Origin of the sequence: Idiomarina aminovorans, assembly GCF_023155095.1 — a bacterium.
GTDB lineage: Bacteria > Pseudomonadota > Gammaproteobacteria > Enterobacterales > Alteromonadaceae > Idiomarina > Idiomarina aminovorans.
The window spans coordinates 435256-450615 of the sequence record NZ_JAKNDA010000001.1; the positions used below are offsets into that span (position 1 = coordinate 435256).

Sequence of the window (15360 nt, forward strand, 5' to 3'; positions counted from 1 at the left end):
GTTCTTACAATGGCAACAGTTAAGGCAAGCAAACCACAAGTCAAAATTCCTGCCACCTATATGCGTGGCGGGACCTCAAAAGGGGTGTTTTTCCGTTTGCAGGATTTACCTGAGGCGGCACAACAGCCGGGCGCAGTGCGTGATGCGATATTGTTGCGGGTGATTGGTAGTCCGGACCCATATGCGAAACATACGGACGGTATGGGTGGTGCGACTTCAAGCACCAGTAAAACTGTCATTGTGTCAAAAAGCTCACAGCCAGAGCACGATGTTAATTATCTTTTTGGACAAGTTTCTATTGATAAGCCTTTTGTCGACTGGAGTGGTAACTGTGGCAACTTGTCCTCAGCGGTAGGGCCCTTCGCTATTGCTAACGGCTTAGTCAGTGCTGATAAAATTCCGGAAAACGGTGTTTGTGAAGTTCGCATCTGGCAGGCCAATATTGGTAAGACTATTGTCAATAAAGTGCCTATGGTTAATGGCGAAGTGCAGGAAGCCGGTGACTTTATTCTGGATGGTGTTACCTTCCCGGCAGCTGAAGTTCCGGTGGAATTTATGGACCCTTCTGCAGATGGTGAATCTATGTTTCCGACCGGTAACTTGATTGATGATTTAGAAGTGCCGGGCATGGGTACGCTAAAAGCAACAATGATCAATGCAGGCATTCCGACCATTTTCTTAAACGCAGAAGAAATTGACTACAACGGTACTGAATTGCAGGAAGTCATTAACGGCAGTCCGGAAGCGCTGGAGCGATTTGAAACCATCCGTGCCTGTGGCGCTGTGAAGATGGGCTTAATCGACGATGTTGCCGAGGCGGCTAACCGTCAACATATCCCAAAAGTGGCTTTTGTGGCATCTCCCAAAGACTACACCGCATCCAGTGGTAAAGTAATTAAAGCAAATGATATTGATTTGCTGGTACGGGCTATGTCCATGGGTAAGTTACACCATGCCATGATGGGGACGGCTGCAGTAGCTATAGGCACCGCCGCTGCTATTCCCGGCACCACGGTTAATTTAGCCGCCGGTGGCAATGACCGTACTATGGTTAACTTTGGTCACCCTTCAGGTACTTTGCAGGTAGGTGCTGAGTGCAAACAGGTTAACGGTCAGTGGACAGCTATTAAAGCCATTATGAGCCGCAGCGCCCGAGTGTTAATGGAAGGGCAGGTACGAGTACCCGGCGATGTTCTTTAAGGTGAAGTAAGTCGCGCGTAATGCGCGACTTTTATTAATCGGCATAACCCCAGGGGGTTGCTGCTGTTTCAACGGGTTGCGTTAAGTCAAAGTCTACCCGAAACTCACGACCTTCTCTGACCAAACGATAAGTAAAGGTTTCGTCGTGAATATACATCTGCCAAATATTGGTGTTGGACTGCGGAGCACCGAGCTCAATAAACAACTCTTTAGAATAGGCATCAGCAGGGAATGACTGTGCGGTTGCATGGCCCTTATCGACAGTATGACCGCCATACATGGTTAACGGGTCATAATTACCATCAGGTTTGCGGTGATCATGTTTCAGACTAATGCCTGAGCCTGTTTGCGTTAAAATCCAGGTGCGCGAATGGTTATCACCGACATGAAAGGGAATTTCAATTTTATGATCACCGCACTTGCGAACGTGCATAATTAAAGGTCCCTCGAAGCCTTCGCTTGAGGGCGTATCAACTGTGACCTCGCCCGCGTATGAGTTCCCGCAGTGTTGGTTAATGGCTTGAAAAAATTCGGCCTGTGTCTGAGTGGCAACCCGTGGAGCTGGTTTAACAACTTGTTCTGCAGAGACGGTGGAAAATGCACTTGCGACGGTAATTGACGTAACTAAAATAATTTTTTTCATTTTTTGACCATGAGTTAATGTTTAATTATGGCGAAAATAAAACCTGACATGAATTAAAAGTACATGCCAGTACTTTTACGTAAACTTATAATACATACCGTTGTAGCCGAAATTTCAGATTAAAATACCTTACGGTAACCAAACCTCACCAATGGGTGTATCGGCAGAAAAGTGATGGGCTACTTGTGCCTGCAGCAGTTCGCCGCAGGCGAGGGCGTCGGTCATGGCATCATGCGGTGCATAAAATGGGAGGTTGTAGCGCTCACGACTGTCTGACAGACGAATAGATACCCGTTTTTTACGGGTTATTCTGTCCCATAAACTGCGATTTTTACGATGAAAGCGTGCTTCAATTTCCATGGTATCAATAACCGGGAAATGAATACTTTCTTTTAAACGCTCTTCAAAAGCACCTTGCAGAAAGGGCCGCTCAATACCATTATAATGCACAACCCAGACTTTCCCGGCAACAGCCTCTAATAACGAGTCCATAATTTCGGATAAGTCCGGCGCCCGTTCAATGGCACTGTGCGTTATACCATGAATAGTGATTGATTCATCGGTCAGTACCCGGCGTGGTTTTACAATCCACTGCTGTGCCTGGCTCATATCGACTCTTGCAAGTGTCATGGGTACAATGGCAATACTAATAATGCTGTGTCGGTCCGGGTCCATACCGGTGGTTTCAAAGTCAACGGCGACCATAGGAACGTCATTGATAGGCGTGTCTGTACTGGCTATACCGGCCTCATAGTATTGTTTCAGAGCCGGGTATTTCGCTGCTTCCGAGAGTTCCTCAAAGCGCTTCGGCCAGTTTATGGTCGTTTTCTGTTGTTTGTTTTCAGCGTCGGGGGGCAAATACAGCATTTTTACGCTCCCGAGTATTTATAACGCAGGTACTTCTGCGCATTGCTGAGAATTTGAAAGGCGTCTTTTAAGTTTTTGCGCTCAAAGTCCGATAAGTCCTCCGGGGCTACATTATTATCCAGCGCTTCCCCGGCTTCCAATGCCAGTGCCTGGTGACGAATACGCACCATAGAAATGAGTTCAAGTGCATCGCGTAAGTCAGGCCCACGACCTTTGGGTAAAAGGTTGGCGTCGACAATTTCTTCTAAACGCGCAAACGAATTTTGTCGCTGTGCGCCAATAGCTAATGCGTGGACGCGAATTAAGTCGGCGACAGGACCGGTTCCGCGCCGTTTAGTGTTAATGCTGTCTCTGTGCTTGCCGTCTTTTTCCATCACAAAGTCTCGGAAAAAACCCAGTGGAGGCGTACGGTTCAGAGCATTACGAGCCATAGATCCCAGAAACCGCTTTCGCTGAGGGGCTTTTTTGCGAATGAGTTGATTTAACTCTTTGGCAAACCGAGTTTCACCGCCAACACCGTCAAGGTCAAAAAATATTGACGAATGCAGCAATTTTTCAGGTGACGGATTATCTATCCAGTCGTTGAAGTACTGCTTCCATTTAGACAGCGGCTGACGCCAATTCGGATTCGTTGCCATAATACCGCCGGTACAGTAGGTGTAACCGCAGGCATTTAAACCATCAGAAACAAACTGTGCGATATTCAAGAAGTATTCGTCGTGCAGTTCGGGTTTAAAGCTGTCGTCAAGCACCATGGCATTGTCTTGATCCGTTACTATGGTTTGTTCATCCCGGGCCATAGAACCAAGAGCCAAAAAGCAGTACGGCACCGGTGGAGGTCCGTACTTTTCCTCGGCGAGCTCTAGCAGGCGTTGTTTAAAGCTACGCCCGATAGTCGCCATAGCAGAGCCTATAATGCGGGAGTTTGCATCTTCTTCAACCATACGAACAAAGCTTTTTTGCACGTCAGGTACCAGTTGCGAGAGTTCCTCAATAGTAGTTTGTTTAAAGATACCGGAGACAACGTATAAGCTACTTTGGGATTCATGTTTTGCCACGTCAGACAGAGCAATAACGCCAGTGACTTTTGACTGGCGTAACACCGGTAAGTGATGCAAGTTGGTGCGTAGCATGGTGAGAAAGGCTTCAAACACCCGGTTGTTATGCTGAATGAAAATCAAGTTTTCAGACATAATATCAGAAACTGGATCGGCGGCGTTTCTGTCTACGGCAAGCGCCCGCTTACGCAGATCTTTGTCTGTAATTATGCCAACCGGTTTATGACGTTTTTCACCATCATAAATAAGCAGTGAAGAGACTTTTTCATCCGTCATTAATGCGGCGGCTTCACGTATCGATGCAGTTTTATCTATGGCCACAGGCTCACGTGTGATAAGCGTTTCAACCCGGGCTGTCAATGTTCGGTTACGACTTTCGTGCTCCTTAACGGCGTGACTGACGCGACGTTTTTCTTCAACTTCCACGGCATCAGCGAAGGAATCGCATTCGTCATAAAAGCGATTGAATAAGTCGCCCGGAATGTAATAAATTAACGTGTCTTCAATGGTTTTAACCGGAAAGCGGACATGCCCTTTACGGAGTAAACCGGCTTCACCAAAAAAACCACCTTCATCTAACCGGTTAAATAATGAGCCATCTCTATGGTAGGTTTCTACGGAGCCACTTCTGACCACGTACAATGAATCAATATGTTGATTAAATTCCAGCATTTGAGTATTTGCTTTAAAGTATGCAACAGAGGTTTTCTGTGCGGCTAACTGGAGATCTTCTTCCGGCAGTTTATTAAACGGCGAATATTTGCGTAAGAAGTTAAGTATTTCGACGTGCTCAGCTTCCATATAAGCACCTTTTGAAAAAATGAGCGACACCCGGAGGTGCCGCTTGTGGTCGGTTATTTTGTGGTTTTACCAACTCTGGGTTCAGAACGCAATCCCTGAACGAGGGCGAAACCGGCGGCCAGTAATACGAGAGTAAAAGGCAAACCGGCAGATACAGACATTGCCTGTAAGGCAACCAGGCCCCCTCCCAGTATAAGTGCAATAGCGACTAAGCCCTCAAAAGTACACCAAAAAACACGCTGAGGTATAGGTGCTTCAACCTTACCACCGGCGCTGATGGTATCAATAACCAGTGAGCCGGAATCTGATGACGTGATGAAGAACACTATTACCAGAATAATACCCACAAAGGAGGTGATTCCGGTCCAGGGAAGACCTTCCAGCATCACAAATAGCTGCAATGACAAGTCAACATTGGCGACTTCTTCTGCACCTGACACGAACTGATCAATAGCGGCAGTACCGAATACAGTCATCCAGAATATACAAGCCAACGAAGGAATTAGCAGTACTGAGATTAAGAATTCGCGTACTGTACGGCCTCGTGAAACCCGGGCAATAAACATACCGACGAAAGGTGACCAGGCAATCCACCACGCCCAGTAGAAGGATGTCCAGCCTTGTGAGTAGTTGAGATCTTCACGTCCAACCGGGTTTGAGAATGCCGGAAGGTTAACAACGTAATTATAAAGGTTGTCTACAAAGCCAGTAAAAATGGCCACGGTAGGACCAACAATGATCACGAACAGCATAAGAATAGCCGCAAGTGACATATTAACTTGAGAAAGCCGCTGCACGCCGGCCTCAAGTCCGACTAAGACAGAAATGGTTGCAATTGCTGTTATTCCTACGACTAATAAGACTTGTGTCGTGGCACCTTCAGACCAGCCGAATAAAAAGTTAAGACCGGCGGCTGCCTGAGACGCGCCCAGTCCCAATGAGGTTGCAAGACCAAACAGAGTGGCTAATATCGCTATGATATCGATAATATGTCCTGGCCAGCCCCATACTCGCTCTCCCAGAATTGGGTAGAAAATTGAGCGTATTGTTAACGGTAGTCCTTTGTTAAAGGAAAATAACGCCAGACCCAGAGCCAGAACTGCATAAATAGCCCATGGGTGTAATGCCCAGTGGAAAATTGTGGCAGCCATACCCAACTTCATTGCAGCTGCTTGATCACCACCTGCGCCACCAAGAGGCGCCCAGTCAGTACGGATACCTTCAGCGTTTGTCTCTGTTCCACCCAGAGCGGTACTGAAGTGCGTTATTGGCTCAGAAACACCATAAAACATGAGCCCGATACCCATACCAGCCGCGAATAACATCGAAAACCAGCCTAAATAGGAGAAATCAGGACTGGCTTCAGTACCACCTATACGAACCTTGCCGAGTGGAGAAAAAATCAAAAACAAACACAAAATGACAAAAATATTAGCGGCACCAATGAAGAACCAATCAAGATTCGAGGTTAACCAGTTTTTTGTTGTTGTGAATACGGGTTCCGCTTGAGCCTGGAACATTAAAGTTATGACAACAAAGGCTATAATTACTAATGCAGAAATAGCAAACACCCGGTTATGGAAATCCAGACCAAAAGGGCCGACTTTCATAACCACGTTGTCTTGTCCCACTTGATAATCCGTGTTTATTGGATTGACTTCACCGTCAGGAATCATCGGGTCATTAGCTTGGCGCTCGCGCTCGAGATCTTTTTCTCCGCGGAGCACCTCTTCTTCTTTTTTGTTCATTGGCTATCCCCTGTATAAAAGTGCGTACTTTTACGCCTCGAAATTAAACGTTTATTCTAAATCCACTACTAAAGTATAGAGAGCTACGCAGATTTCTCAAAATTAGATTGGTTTTTTTCAGTAAAAATAAGAGATTGTAATAAAAAACTAATGAAAGAAAGGAGAAATATCGTGCCGGATAATATTTTCGTCACCGATATCCAAAAAGGCGACAATGGCCTCATAACTTACTGAGTGAGCGGCAAACTCCTTAACTGTCAATTGTTTGAAAACACCAACTGACAATTCGATTATTCCAATCTGTTTTTCAAATTTATCTGACCCCCCTAAAGCAAAGCATTTAGTTTATATTAATAGCGAATTTATTGTGGTCTAACAAAAAGGGTAATTAATTATGTTTAAGAACACAGTACCTTTACTTTCTGCTGTAGCAATTGCAATATCAGTTTCAGCGGGATTAGGTGTTGCTAACGCTCAGGAAAATTCGTCTTACGAGGTGAATGCTCCAGAGCCTAAATCAAACGAATTTTGGTGGCCAAACAAGTTGAATCTAGAGCCTTTACGTCAGCATAGCCCTGAATCAGACCCTTATGGCGATGATTTTGATTATGCTGAAGCTTTTAGCCAGCTTGATCTGGAGCAAGTGAAAAAAGACATTGAAGAATTAATGACATCGGATCAGGACTGGTGGCCAGCCGACTACGGTCATTATGGTCCATTCTTTATTCGTATGGCCTGGCATGGTGCGGGAACCTACCGGGTTCAAGACGGGCGTGGCGGAGCTGCCGGCGCTCAACAACGTTTTGAACCACTAAATAGCTGGCCGGATAATGTCAGTCTGGATAAAGCACGTCGTCTTTTATGGCCGGTTAAACAGAAGTATGGAAGAGATATTTCATGGGCTGACTTGATGGTGCTAACCGGTAACGTTGCGCTTGAGTCTATGGGTTTTGAAACCTTTGGTTTTGCCGGCGGACGGGAAGATGCCTGGGAACCAGACATTGTTTACTGGGGGCCGGAAAAAGAATGGTTAAAAGGAGATGAACGTTATTCAGGTGAGCGTGAACTTGAAAACCCGCTGGCGGCTGTTCAAATGGGTCTTATTTATGTCAATCCTGAAGGACCAAACGGCAAGCCTGACCCGTTACTGGCCGCGAAAGACATTCGTGATACTTTTGCTCGCATGGCTATGAATGACGAAGAAACCGTTGCTCTGATTGCCGGCGGCCACACATTTGGTAAAGCACACGGCGCACACAAACCAGAAGAGTGTTTAGGCGCAGAACCTGCCGCTGCGGGCGTTGAAGAGCAGGGCCTTGGCTGGAAGAACAAATGTGGTAAAGGTAACGCTGAAGATACCATCACCAGTGGTTTAGAAGGTGCATGGTCAGTGAATCCAACCGCATGGACCACTCAGTACCTGGACAACCTGTTTGGTTTTGAGTGGGAGCAGACTAAGAGTCCTGCCGGCGCTGTTCAATGGATCCCTGTTGACGGCCAGGCGTCGGAGTTGGTTCCTGATGCGCACGTAGAAGGTAAGCGCCACGCACCTATTATGTTCACGACGGACTTGTCTCTAAAAGAAGACCCTGAATACCGCAAAATTGCTAAGCGCTTTCACGAAGATCCGGAAGAATTTGAACTGGCGTTCGCTAAAGCCTGGTTCAAACTGACTCACCGGGATATGGGTTCTAAACAGCGTTATCTAGGCGATATGGCTCCCGAGGAAGATCTTCTATGGCAGGATCCAATTCCTGACGTTGACTTTGAATTGATTAACAACAGCGAAATTGAACAGCTTAAAACCGTTATTCTGGAATCGGGTCTTTCAGTGCCTCAGTTAGTGCGTACAGCCTGGGCGTCGGCATCAAGTTTCCGCGGAACTGATAGGCGTGGTGGTGCTAACGGTGCGCGTATCGCATTAGAACCGCAGGTTAACTGGGAAGCGAATAACCCGGTTGAGCTGAAAAAAGCATTGAATACACTGAAAGGTGTTCAGGAAGACTTTAATGATGAGCTACCTGGTGACAAGCAAGTATCTTTAGCTGACGTTATTGTGCTTGGTGGTGCGGCGGCAATCGAAAAAGCAGCGAAAGACGCTGGCTATGACATTACCGTGCCATTTGAACCCGGCCGTACCGATGCATCTCAGGAAATGACGGATGTGAATTCGTTCTCTTTCCTTGAGCCTAAAGCAGATGCGTTCCGGAACTACTATGCAGAAGGTAATCGGGTGTCACCGGCTCAGCATATGGTGGATAAGGCTGATCAGTTAACCTTAACCGTACCTGAAATGACGGTGTTAATAGGCGGATTACGGTCATTAGACGCTAACTATAACGGTAGTAAGCATGGTGTATTTACTGATAAGCCGGGTACGTTGAATAATGACTTTTTCGTTAACCTGTTAAGCATGGACAACGAATGGAAACAATCATCTGACAACGAAGCGATTTATAAAGGTTTCGATCGTAAAACCGGTGAGCAAAAATACACGGCAACGCCAGTTGACCTGATTTTTGGTTCTAACTCTGAGCTACGCGCTGTTGCGGAAGTTTATGCAATGAGCGATGCAGACCAGAAGTTCGTCAGTGATTTTGTTCAGGCATGGACTAAAATCATGCAGTTAGATCGCTTTGATCTAGAATAAAAAATGATTAGGAAAGCTAAAATTGAAAACGGTGGCGCTATAGCGTCACCGTTTTTTAGGTTTCTTTCTATTATCTAAAGCATTTTGGCGCGGAATCGCTTACCTTTTATTCTGTTATTGCTAATAAGCCCTAAAGCGTGCTTGGCCAAACGAGAATTTACGGCAACAAAGCCAAACGTACTTTCTAATTTTATTTTTCCAATATCTTCAGCGCTCAGAACATTGTCTCTGGTTAATGCGCCGACAATGTCACCAGGTCTTAGTTTATCTTTTTTACCACCACTTAAATGCAGTGTTGTCATAGTTGCTTTTAATGGTTTGTTATTGACTAAGGCTGGCGCCGATTTTATCTGAATGGGTTCAGCTAAGGTGTCTTCGAGTAAGCGCATTTTGTAGTCGTCTTGTGCGCCAATTAAAGTGATTGCTATACCGTCTTTACCAGCTCGCCCGGTACGCCCTATACGGTGGGTATGAGTATCTAAATCGTGCGCCATATGGACATTAATCACTAAGTCTAGTTCAGCAATATCTAATCCACGGGAGGCTACATCGGTGGCCACCAGTACCCGAACACTGCCGTTACTGAATTGTACAATGGCCTGATCACGGTCTTTTTGCTCCAGTTCGCCATGCAACGCTAATACGCTAAACTGGTTCGTTTTTAGTGTATCGAGCATGTCTTTGACTTCGTTCTTTGTGTTGCAAAAAATCAGACAATTTTCCGGTTGGTGTTCATTTAATAAACTCATAACCAGCTGTGCGTTATCTTCATTATTTGTGGCATAAAAGTGCTGTTCAATGCGCGGCTTTGCTTCTTCCTGAAACGCATTAATGTTAGTGGCTTCTGTGGTTACTTGTTCTGCCAGAGCCGCAATATTTTTTGGGTACGTTGCGCTGAATAGCAATGTTTGTCGGGCTTTGGGAATGTGTTTAACAATCGCGCTCAGACTCTCCTGAAAACCCATCTCTAACATACGGTCCGCCTCATCCAGCACAAAAGTGCTAAGAGCGGATAACTCGAGGTTCCGTTGCTCCAGATGATCAAGTATACGACCGGGTGTGCCAACCAGAACATGGGCACCATGCTCAAGGGAGTTTGTCTGGATACGGGTCGGTTCACCGCCGCATAATGTTAATACTTTGATGTTTGCCATGGATTTAGCCAGCTTACGAATTTCGTCAGCAACCTGATGGGCTAATTCACGAGTAGGGCACAACACTAATGCCTGTGGTGAAAAGCGCTTGGCATTCAGCTTTGAAAGCACAGCCAGCGTAAAAGCCGTTGTTTTTCCAGAGCCGGTATTGGCACGGACAACCGCATCGGCATTATTTAAAATAACGGGCAAGCTTAGAGACTGCACGGTCGTCATTTGCTGATAGTCCATTTCATCTAATCTGGCGATTAAGACTGGCGCTAAGTTAAGCTGATTAAAGTGAATAAGCTCTGGTGTATTTTCAGGTGTGTTTTCCGACGTATCTTCAGGCATTAAAAGGCTACTTTCTGTTTAAGTTTCTTTGCGTATTGTAGCAGGCTTAGGGTAAAGGTACTGCGATAATCTATTCAGTTATGCCAGCCTTTACTCAGGTAAGTTGCCCATCAAAAACATGCAGGCATTGCAGTCAGCATGTTCTCCAAATTGTTTAACTCAATAATTTATAATCAAAAAATCAATGAAATAACAACAAATTATGTATTTCTACCCTGTTATTATTACAAAACTGTTTCAGTCATTGAAGCAAGGCTGCCTGGCAGCTTGGAAGTAGTATGTGTGAAACACACGACATAACGGAGTATTAAAGAATGAAAAAAGCAGTATTAGCTACACTTATCGGCGCCGCATTATTCAGTGGTGCAACTTTAGCCGCAGACCAAGGTTCTAACTTTGATCGTTTAGAAGCTCGTTACATCGATTATAGTGATATCGATGGTTTTGGCCTTAGTGGTCGTGTAATGCTGAATGAATCTATCTATTTCACCGGAGACTACGCTCACACCAGCGAAAGCTCTTTGGATGTTGATGAAATATTGGCGGGTATTGGTTACAAGCACGAGTTCAGTGAAAAATTCACGGGCTTTGCTGATGTTAACCTTTCTTATATGGATTATGATGCTCAGCTAGCCAGCGACGATGATACTGGTTATGCAGTACAGGTTGGTGGTGTTTATCGTTTAAACCCAGCCGTTGAGTTCTCAGGTCTGGTGCGTCACATCGATAATGATATCTTCGTAGATTCTGAGCAAGAATATGAATTGGCTGCTCGTTGGTACATCAATAATGAATTCAGCCTAAGTGCAACTTACGTTGATGGTTTTGACAGCGACTGGCGCGATGGCTACTTCATTGGCGCTGCTTGGCACTTCTAAGCAACCCAGTTAAGTCCGCCGCCTGTCGTTTCAGACGGGCGGCAATTACCCCCGTAAAAACAACGCTGCATTTCATTCAGATTTTCACATAGCCAATTACCCGCTTTATATTCACTCATTTTACCTGCAACAGAAAATAGTGATTTTGAAGGAAGCAATACATTCTGTATATGGCGGAGTTTGGCTATATTATTCTTTTCTTAAGGGTTTATTGTAGAGAGTCAAAAGCGTAATTTAGGAAGATAGTTCAGGAATAGAAATAATAAATGGTGCGTCCGAGTAGACTCGAACTACCGACCTCTGCCATGTCAAGGCAGCGCTCTAACCAACTGAGCTACGGACGCACATTTTAGAAAGGTATCCACTGCTGTGGAACAGGCGTTATACTAGTGATTTGCCGCCATGGGTGCAAGTAGTTTTTTACGAAACGCATTTGTTTGTCGAAATTCTATTCAACCTTTAAAAATCCGGTGTTTGCCCACATCTAATTTTTAAGCTTTATTAAAAACAAAGCAGGCTATGATAAGGAGTAATATCATGTTGAATTTTTTACGGGTTATACGGGCTTTGGCCGGGCTATTTTTTCTGCTGACAATAGCCGCAGTTATCGCACAGTTAACGTATAATGTCTTGCAGGTTGATTCCCTGATGCGATCATCCATGATCGCAATCATCGCGGGCGTTCTTCACGGGGCTTTCTGGCTTTGGGCCTTTTTCGGTCTGCGTTATGTTATCAACGAAATCCACCAAAAAGAGCAAGGCTCGCCGCATCCAAGTCTTACAAAGCAATGGCATTTGTAAGAGGCAAAAGAGAGCTGTTAGCTGTCGCGTAATTCATGCTTTAATACTTTAGCATTGGCATTGTGCGGCAGTTCCTCATAAAACTGATAGACTCGCGGTCGTTTGTAGTCAGCCAAGTATACGGCCGCGTGCTGACGTAATGTATCTTCGCTGACGTCTTTATTAAGCACCACACAGGCCTTAACCGTTTCGCCCCATTCTGGGTGCGGTACGCCAATAACCGCGACTTCGGCAACTGCCGGGTGCGCTGATAACGCATCCTCGATTTCACGGGGGTAAACGTTAACACCGCCGCTGATAATGAGATCTTTCTTGCGATCTTTTATCCAGTAGAAGCCATCGGCGTCGCGCACACCGATATCACCGGTTTTTATCCAGCCATCACTTGAGAAGGTTTCTTCCGTAGCGGCGGGATTGTGCCAATATTCACGCATGAGTCCGTCGCCACCAATGTGGATTTCACCGGGTTCATCAATGGCGGCGATATCGCCACTTTCATTTACGACTCTCATTTCGGTGAAGGCTGCTGCCCGACACCCAATGGAACCGGCTTTTTTAGCGTGATCTTCAGGCCGTAAAAAGCTGCCGGTGGGTCCGGCTTCGGTTAAGCCGTAAACACAGTAAAACTGGTCACTGTTAAAGGCTTTTTGTACACGCTTAGCATGTTCAGCTGACAGCGGCCCGCCGCCGTAAATCCAGTGGCTCATGCTAGATAAATCTGTGTTTTCAATATGCGGATGTTGCGCCGTCAATAAATAGGCTACCGGCGCACCGAAAAAGTGGGTTGTTCGTTCTCTTTCTGCTAACCCCAGCAGTAAGTCGGGTGTGAAAGTAGGGGCAATAACATGGGTTGAACCCATTAATGTGCCCCCAACCAAACTTAAGTTCAGCGGTGCTGAGTGTGTATACGGCATCAACGACAATAAGCGACTTTCGGGCTGATAATGCATTTCGGTCGCGAACATTAACCCTACAAACAACAACGCCTGATGGTCAAACAATACGCCTTTAGGGCGACCGGTAGTCCCCGAGGTATAGAGCAGCGTAGCCGGTTGATCCGCTCGTTTTTCATCGAGCGCCTGAAATGATCGCCCACTAGCATGCTCTTGCTGAAACTCAGCTAAATTGTCAATCAATAATAAAGGACAAGTGGCAGAATCCGCCGTGGCTTTTTCCGCTTCGGTTTTAGTTAAACTGCAGCTAATAACCAGGCTGGGCTCAGCATTGTTAAAAATATAATCAAGCTCATTGGCTGTCAGTTTGACATTAATGGGCGAAATAATGGCTCCTAAACGCTGAACCGCAAAATGAGCAACAATAAAAGTATAGTTATTGGGTAATACCAGACAAACTCTGTCGCCGACAGCAACCTGATAATCATTAGCCAGAATTTCGGCCAGGCTATCGACATCAGCGTTAAGTTGCGACCAGGTCATTCGTCGCTCGCCATCAATAACCGCTTCATGATTCGAGTATTTACGGGCATTGCGGCTGACATACGCAGGGATAATCATAACGACTTTTCCTTTTCCTTATTCTTGTAACGTGGGTGAAGCACGGCGGATAATGCTGGCAACATCAATGCCGCTAGGCAATGTTCCGTAATTGGCATAGCGACTGAAAGGGCTGTCGCTTAAACGACTTTGACAAAAGGCGTCGGCGATAAAATCAGGACCGTTCTGCAACAATAATCCGGCCTGTAATGCCAGTGCCATGCGGTCGGCAAATTCCCTTGCGTGGTATTGGTAATCATCCGGGTTGGTTTGTTTAAAGTCTTTTTGCAGACGCTGAACAAAGGCATCGTAAAGTTTAGAACGGCCTTGTGCTTTTGCCAGTTCATTGAAATAGGCTTCCAGCACCTTAGGTTCTTTTTGAACGGCCCGTAAAATATCCAGACACTGCACATTACCGCTGCCTTCCCAAATCGCATTAACCGGCGACTCACGAAGTAATCTTGGCATAACGGTGTTTTCCATTAATCCCATGCCGCCAATGACTTCCATAGCTTCATAGGCGTGGTTGGGTGTCCGTTTGCAAATCCAGTATTTACCAATAGGCGTAGCAATGCGGGCAAATAGTTTTTCCTGTTCGTTATCCTGATTATCAAAACAACGCGACATGCGCAGGGTTAAGGTCATTGCGGCTTCGCTTTCCAGCGCTAAATCAGCCAGCAGATTTTGCATTAAAGGTTGTTCGCTTAAGCGGGCACCAAAGGCTTCGCGATGGTGGCAATGGTGCAAAGCTTGCACTGTTGCCTGACGCATACCGGACGATGAACCAATCATGCAGTCGTAGCGGGTCATAGCGACCATTTCAATAATAGTGCGTACACCGCGACCTTCATCACCGATCATCCAGCCCAGCGCGCCCCGCAGTTCGCATTCGCTGGAGGCATTAGCTACGTTACCCATTTTATTTTTCAGCTGCTGAATTTGTAGTGGGTTTTTACTACCATCTGGATGCCACCGGGGGACCACAAAACAGGATAAACCGTTGGTTGTTTGCGCTAAAATTAAAAACAAGTCACACATAGGGGCTGAAACAAACCATTTATGTCCGACCAGTTCATAGGCCTGCCCGGAACCTTCCGGACCGATAGGGTAAGCTTTGGTGCTGTTGCTGCGTACATCCGACCCTCCTTGTTTCTCGGTCATCGCCATACCGACGGTAAGGCCGTGTTTTTGGCTGTCGGGCACGTTTCGAGCATCATAACTTGGCGCGATAATCTTTTTACCAAATTTCTCAAACAGCTCAGGTTGATGCTTAAGTGCCGGAATGGCTGCAAAAGTCATGGTAATAGGGCAGCCATGTGCTGCTTCAACTTGCGTATGCAAATAGTATTTTGCCGCACGGGCAACATGAGCGCCGGATTTAGGATTAAGCCAGGGACTGCCGTGTAAGCCTTCAGTTTTGGCAATATCCATTAATTGATGATAGCTAGGGTGATAGTCGACTTCGTCAATACGATGTCCGAAACGATCGTGGGTACGTAACTGAGGTTTATTGGCATTGGCATCAAAACCGAGTTTGATGCGCTCAACCAGGCCGCATTCCGCGCCAAATCGAGCAACATCCTGCTCCGCCCATTGGGCTCCTTCGCGTTTAAGTGCTTCCTGCAAGGCTGTATCTTCCGCGTATAAATTATAGTTTTCCAGTTCTGGTGGCTGATTGGTGACGTTATGGGTGGTCGCGTAAAAGCGGTTCTTGTTCGTCATAATAAATCTCCT

The 15360-nt window shown here is 46.0% G+C and carries 11 protein-coding genes and 1 tRNA gene; 4 read left to right on the plus strand and 8 right to left on the minus strand.

The annotated features are described in order from the left end of the window. The first annotated feature begins 9 nt into the window (after nucleotides 1-9). Nucleotides 10-1200, plus strand: a complete 1191-nt coding sequence (prpF, locus tag L8G48_RS02145) for a 2-methylaconitate cis-trans isomerase PrpF (protein WP_248262970.1) — start codon at nucleotides 10-12, stop codon at nucleotides 1198-1200. Between the two features lie 34 nt (nucleotides 1201-1234). Here the strand turns inward: prpF and L8G48_RS02150 are convergent, their stop codons facing one another. From L8G48_RS02150 to L8G48_RS02165, 4 genes are all read right to left on the minus strand, one after another. Continuing rightward, nucleotides 1235-1843, minus strand: a complete 609-nt coding sequence (locus tag L8G48_RS02150; RefSeq protein ID WP_248262971.1) for a hypothetical protein — start codon at nucleotides 1841-1843, stop codon at nucleotides 1235-1237. Between the two features lie 129 nt (nucleotides 1844-1972). Then, on the minus strand, nucleotides 1973-2710 hold the full coding sequence (locus tag L8G48_RS02155; RefSeq protein WP_248262972.1) for a 3'-5' exonuclease: 738 nt from the start codon (nucleotides 2708-2710) through the stop codon (nucleotides 1973-1975). A gap of 2 nt (nucleotides 2711-2712) precedes the next feature. Next, the gene (locus tag L8G48_RS02160; protein WP_248262973.1) at nucleotides 2713-4569 is read right to left on the minus strand and encodes a DUF294 nucleotidyltransferase-like domain-containing protein; all 1857 of its coding nucleotides are present in this window, start codon (nucleotides 4567-4569) and stop codon (nucleotides 2713-2715) included. Between the two features lie 53 nt (nucleotides 4570-4622). Further along, nucleotides 4623-6317 (minus strand): BCCT family transporter, encoded by a 1695-nt coding sequence (locus tag L8G48_RS02165; RefSeq protein ID WP_443986703.1) that lies wholly within the window; start codon nucleotides 6315-6317, stop codon nucleotides 4623-4625. 394 nt (nucleotides 6318-6711) lie between these two features. Here L8G48_RS02165 and katG point away from each other — a divergent pair, with 394 nt between their 5' ends. After that, entirely contained in the window at nucleotides 6712-8967 is a 2256-nt protein-coding gene (gene katG, locus L8G48_RS02170) for a catalase/peroxidase HPI (protein ID WP_248262974.1), read from the plus strand. A 74-nt stretch (nucleotides 8968-9041) separates the two neighbouring features. Here the strand turns inward: katG and dbpA are convergent, their stop codons facing one another. Further along, a complete protein-coding gene (dbpA, locus tag L8G48_RS02175; RefSeq protein WP_248262975.1) occupies nucleotides 9042-10454 on the minus strand; it encodes an ATP-dependent RNA helicase DbpA in 1413 nt (470 codons plus the stop codon). A gap of 314 nt (nucleotides 10455-10768) precedes the next feature. On the opposite strand from dbpA, the gene L8G48_RS02180 reads away from it, so the two are divergent. Further along, a complete protein-coding gene (locus tag L8G48_RS02180) occupies nucleotides 10769-11332 on the plus strand; it encodes a porin (RefSeq protein WP_248262976.1) in 564 nt (187 codons plus the stop codon). 267 nt (nucleotides 11333-11599) lie between these two features. Here the strand turns inward: L8G48_RS02180 and L8G48_RS02185 are convergent. After that, a tRNA-Val gene (locus L8G48_RS02185) sits at nucleotides 11600-11676 on the minus strand. Nucleotides 11677-11869: 193 nt separating this feature from the next. Here L8G48_RS02185 and L8G48_RS02190 point away from each other — a divergent pair. Next, a complete protein-coding gene (locus L8G48_RS02190; RefSeq protein ID WP_248262977.1) occupies nucleotides 11870-12133 on the plus strand; it encodes a hypothetical protein in 264 nt (87 codons plus the stop codon). 17 nt (nucleotides 12134-12150) lie between these two features. Here the strand turns inward: L8G48_RS02190 and L8G48_RS02195 are convergent, their stop codons facing one another. Together L8G48_RS02195 and L8G48_RS02200 are read right to left on the minus strand one after the other, a co-directional pair. Further along, on the minus strand, nucleotides 12151-13647 hold the full coding sequence (locus L8G48_RS02195) for a class I adenylate-forming enzyme family protein (RefSeq protein WP_248262978.1): 1497 nt from the start codon (nucleotides 13645-13647) through the stop codon (nucleotides 12151-12153). An 18-nt stretch (nucleotides 13648-13665) separates the two neighbouring features. Then, nucleotides 13666-15348: an isovaleryl-CoA dehydrogenase gene (locus tag L8G48_RS02200; protein WP_248262979.1), complete on the minus strand. Its 1683-nt coding sequence runs from the start codon at nucleotides 15346-15348 to the stop codon at nucleotides 13666-13668. Nucleotides 15349-15360 lie beyond the last annotated feature (12 nt).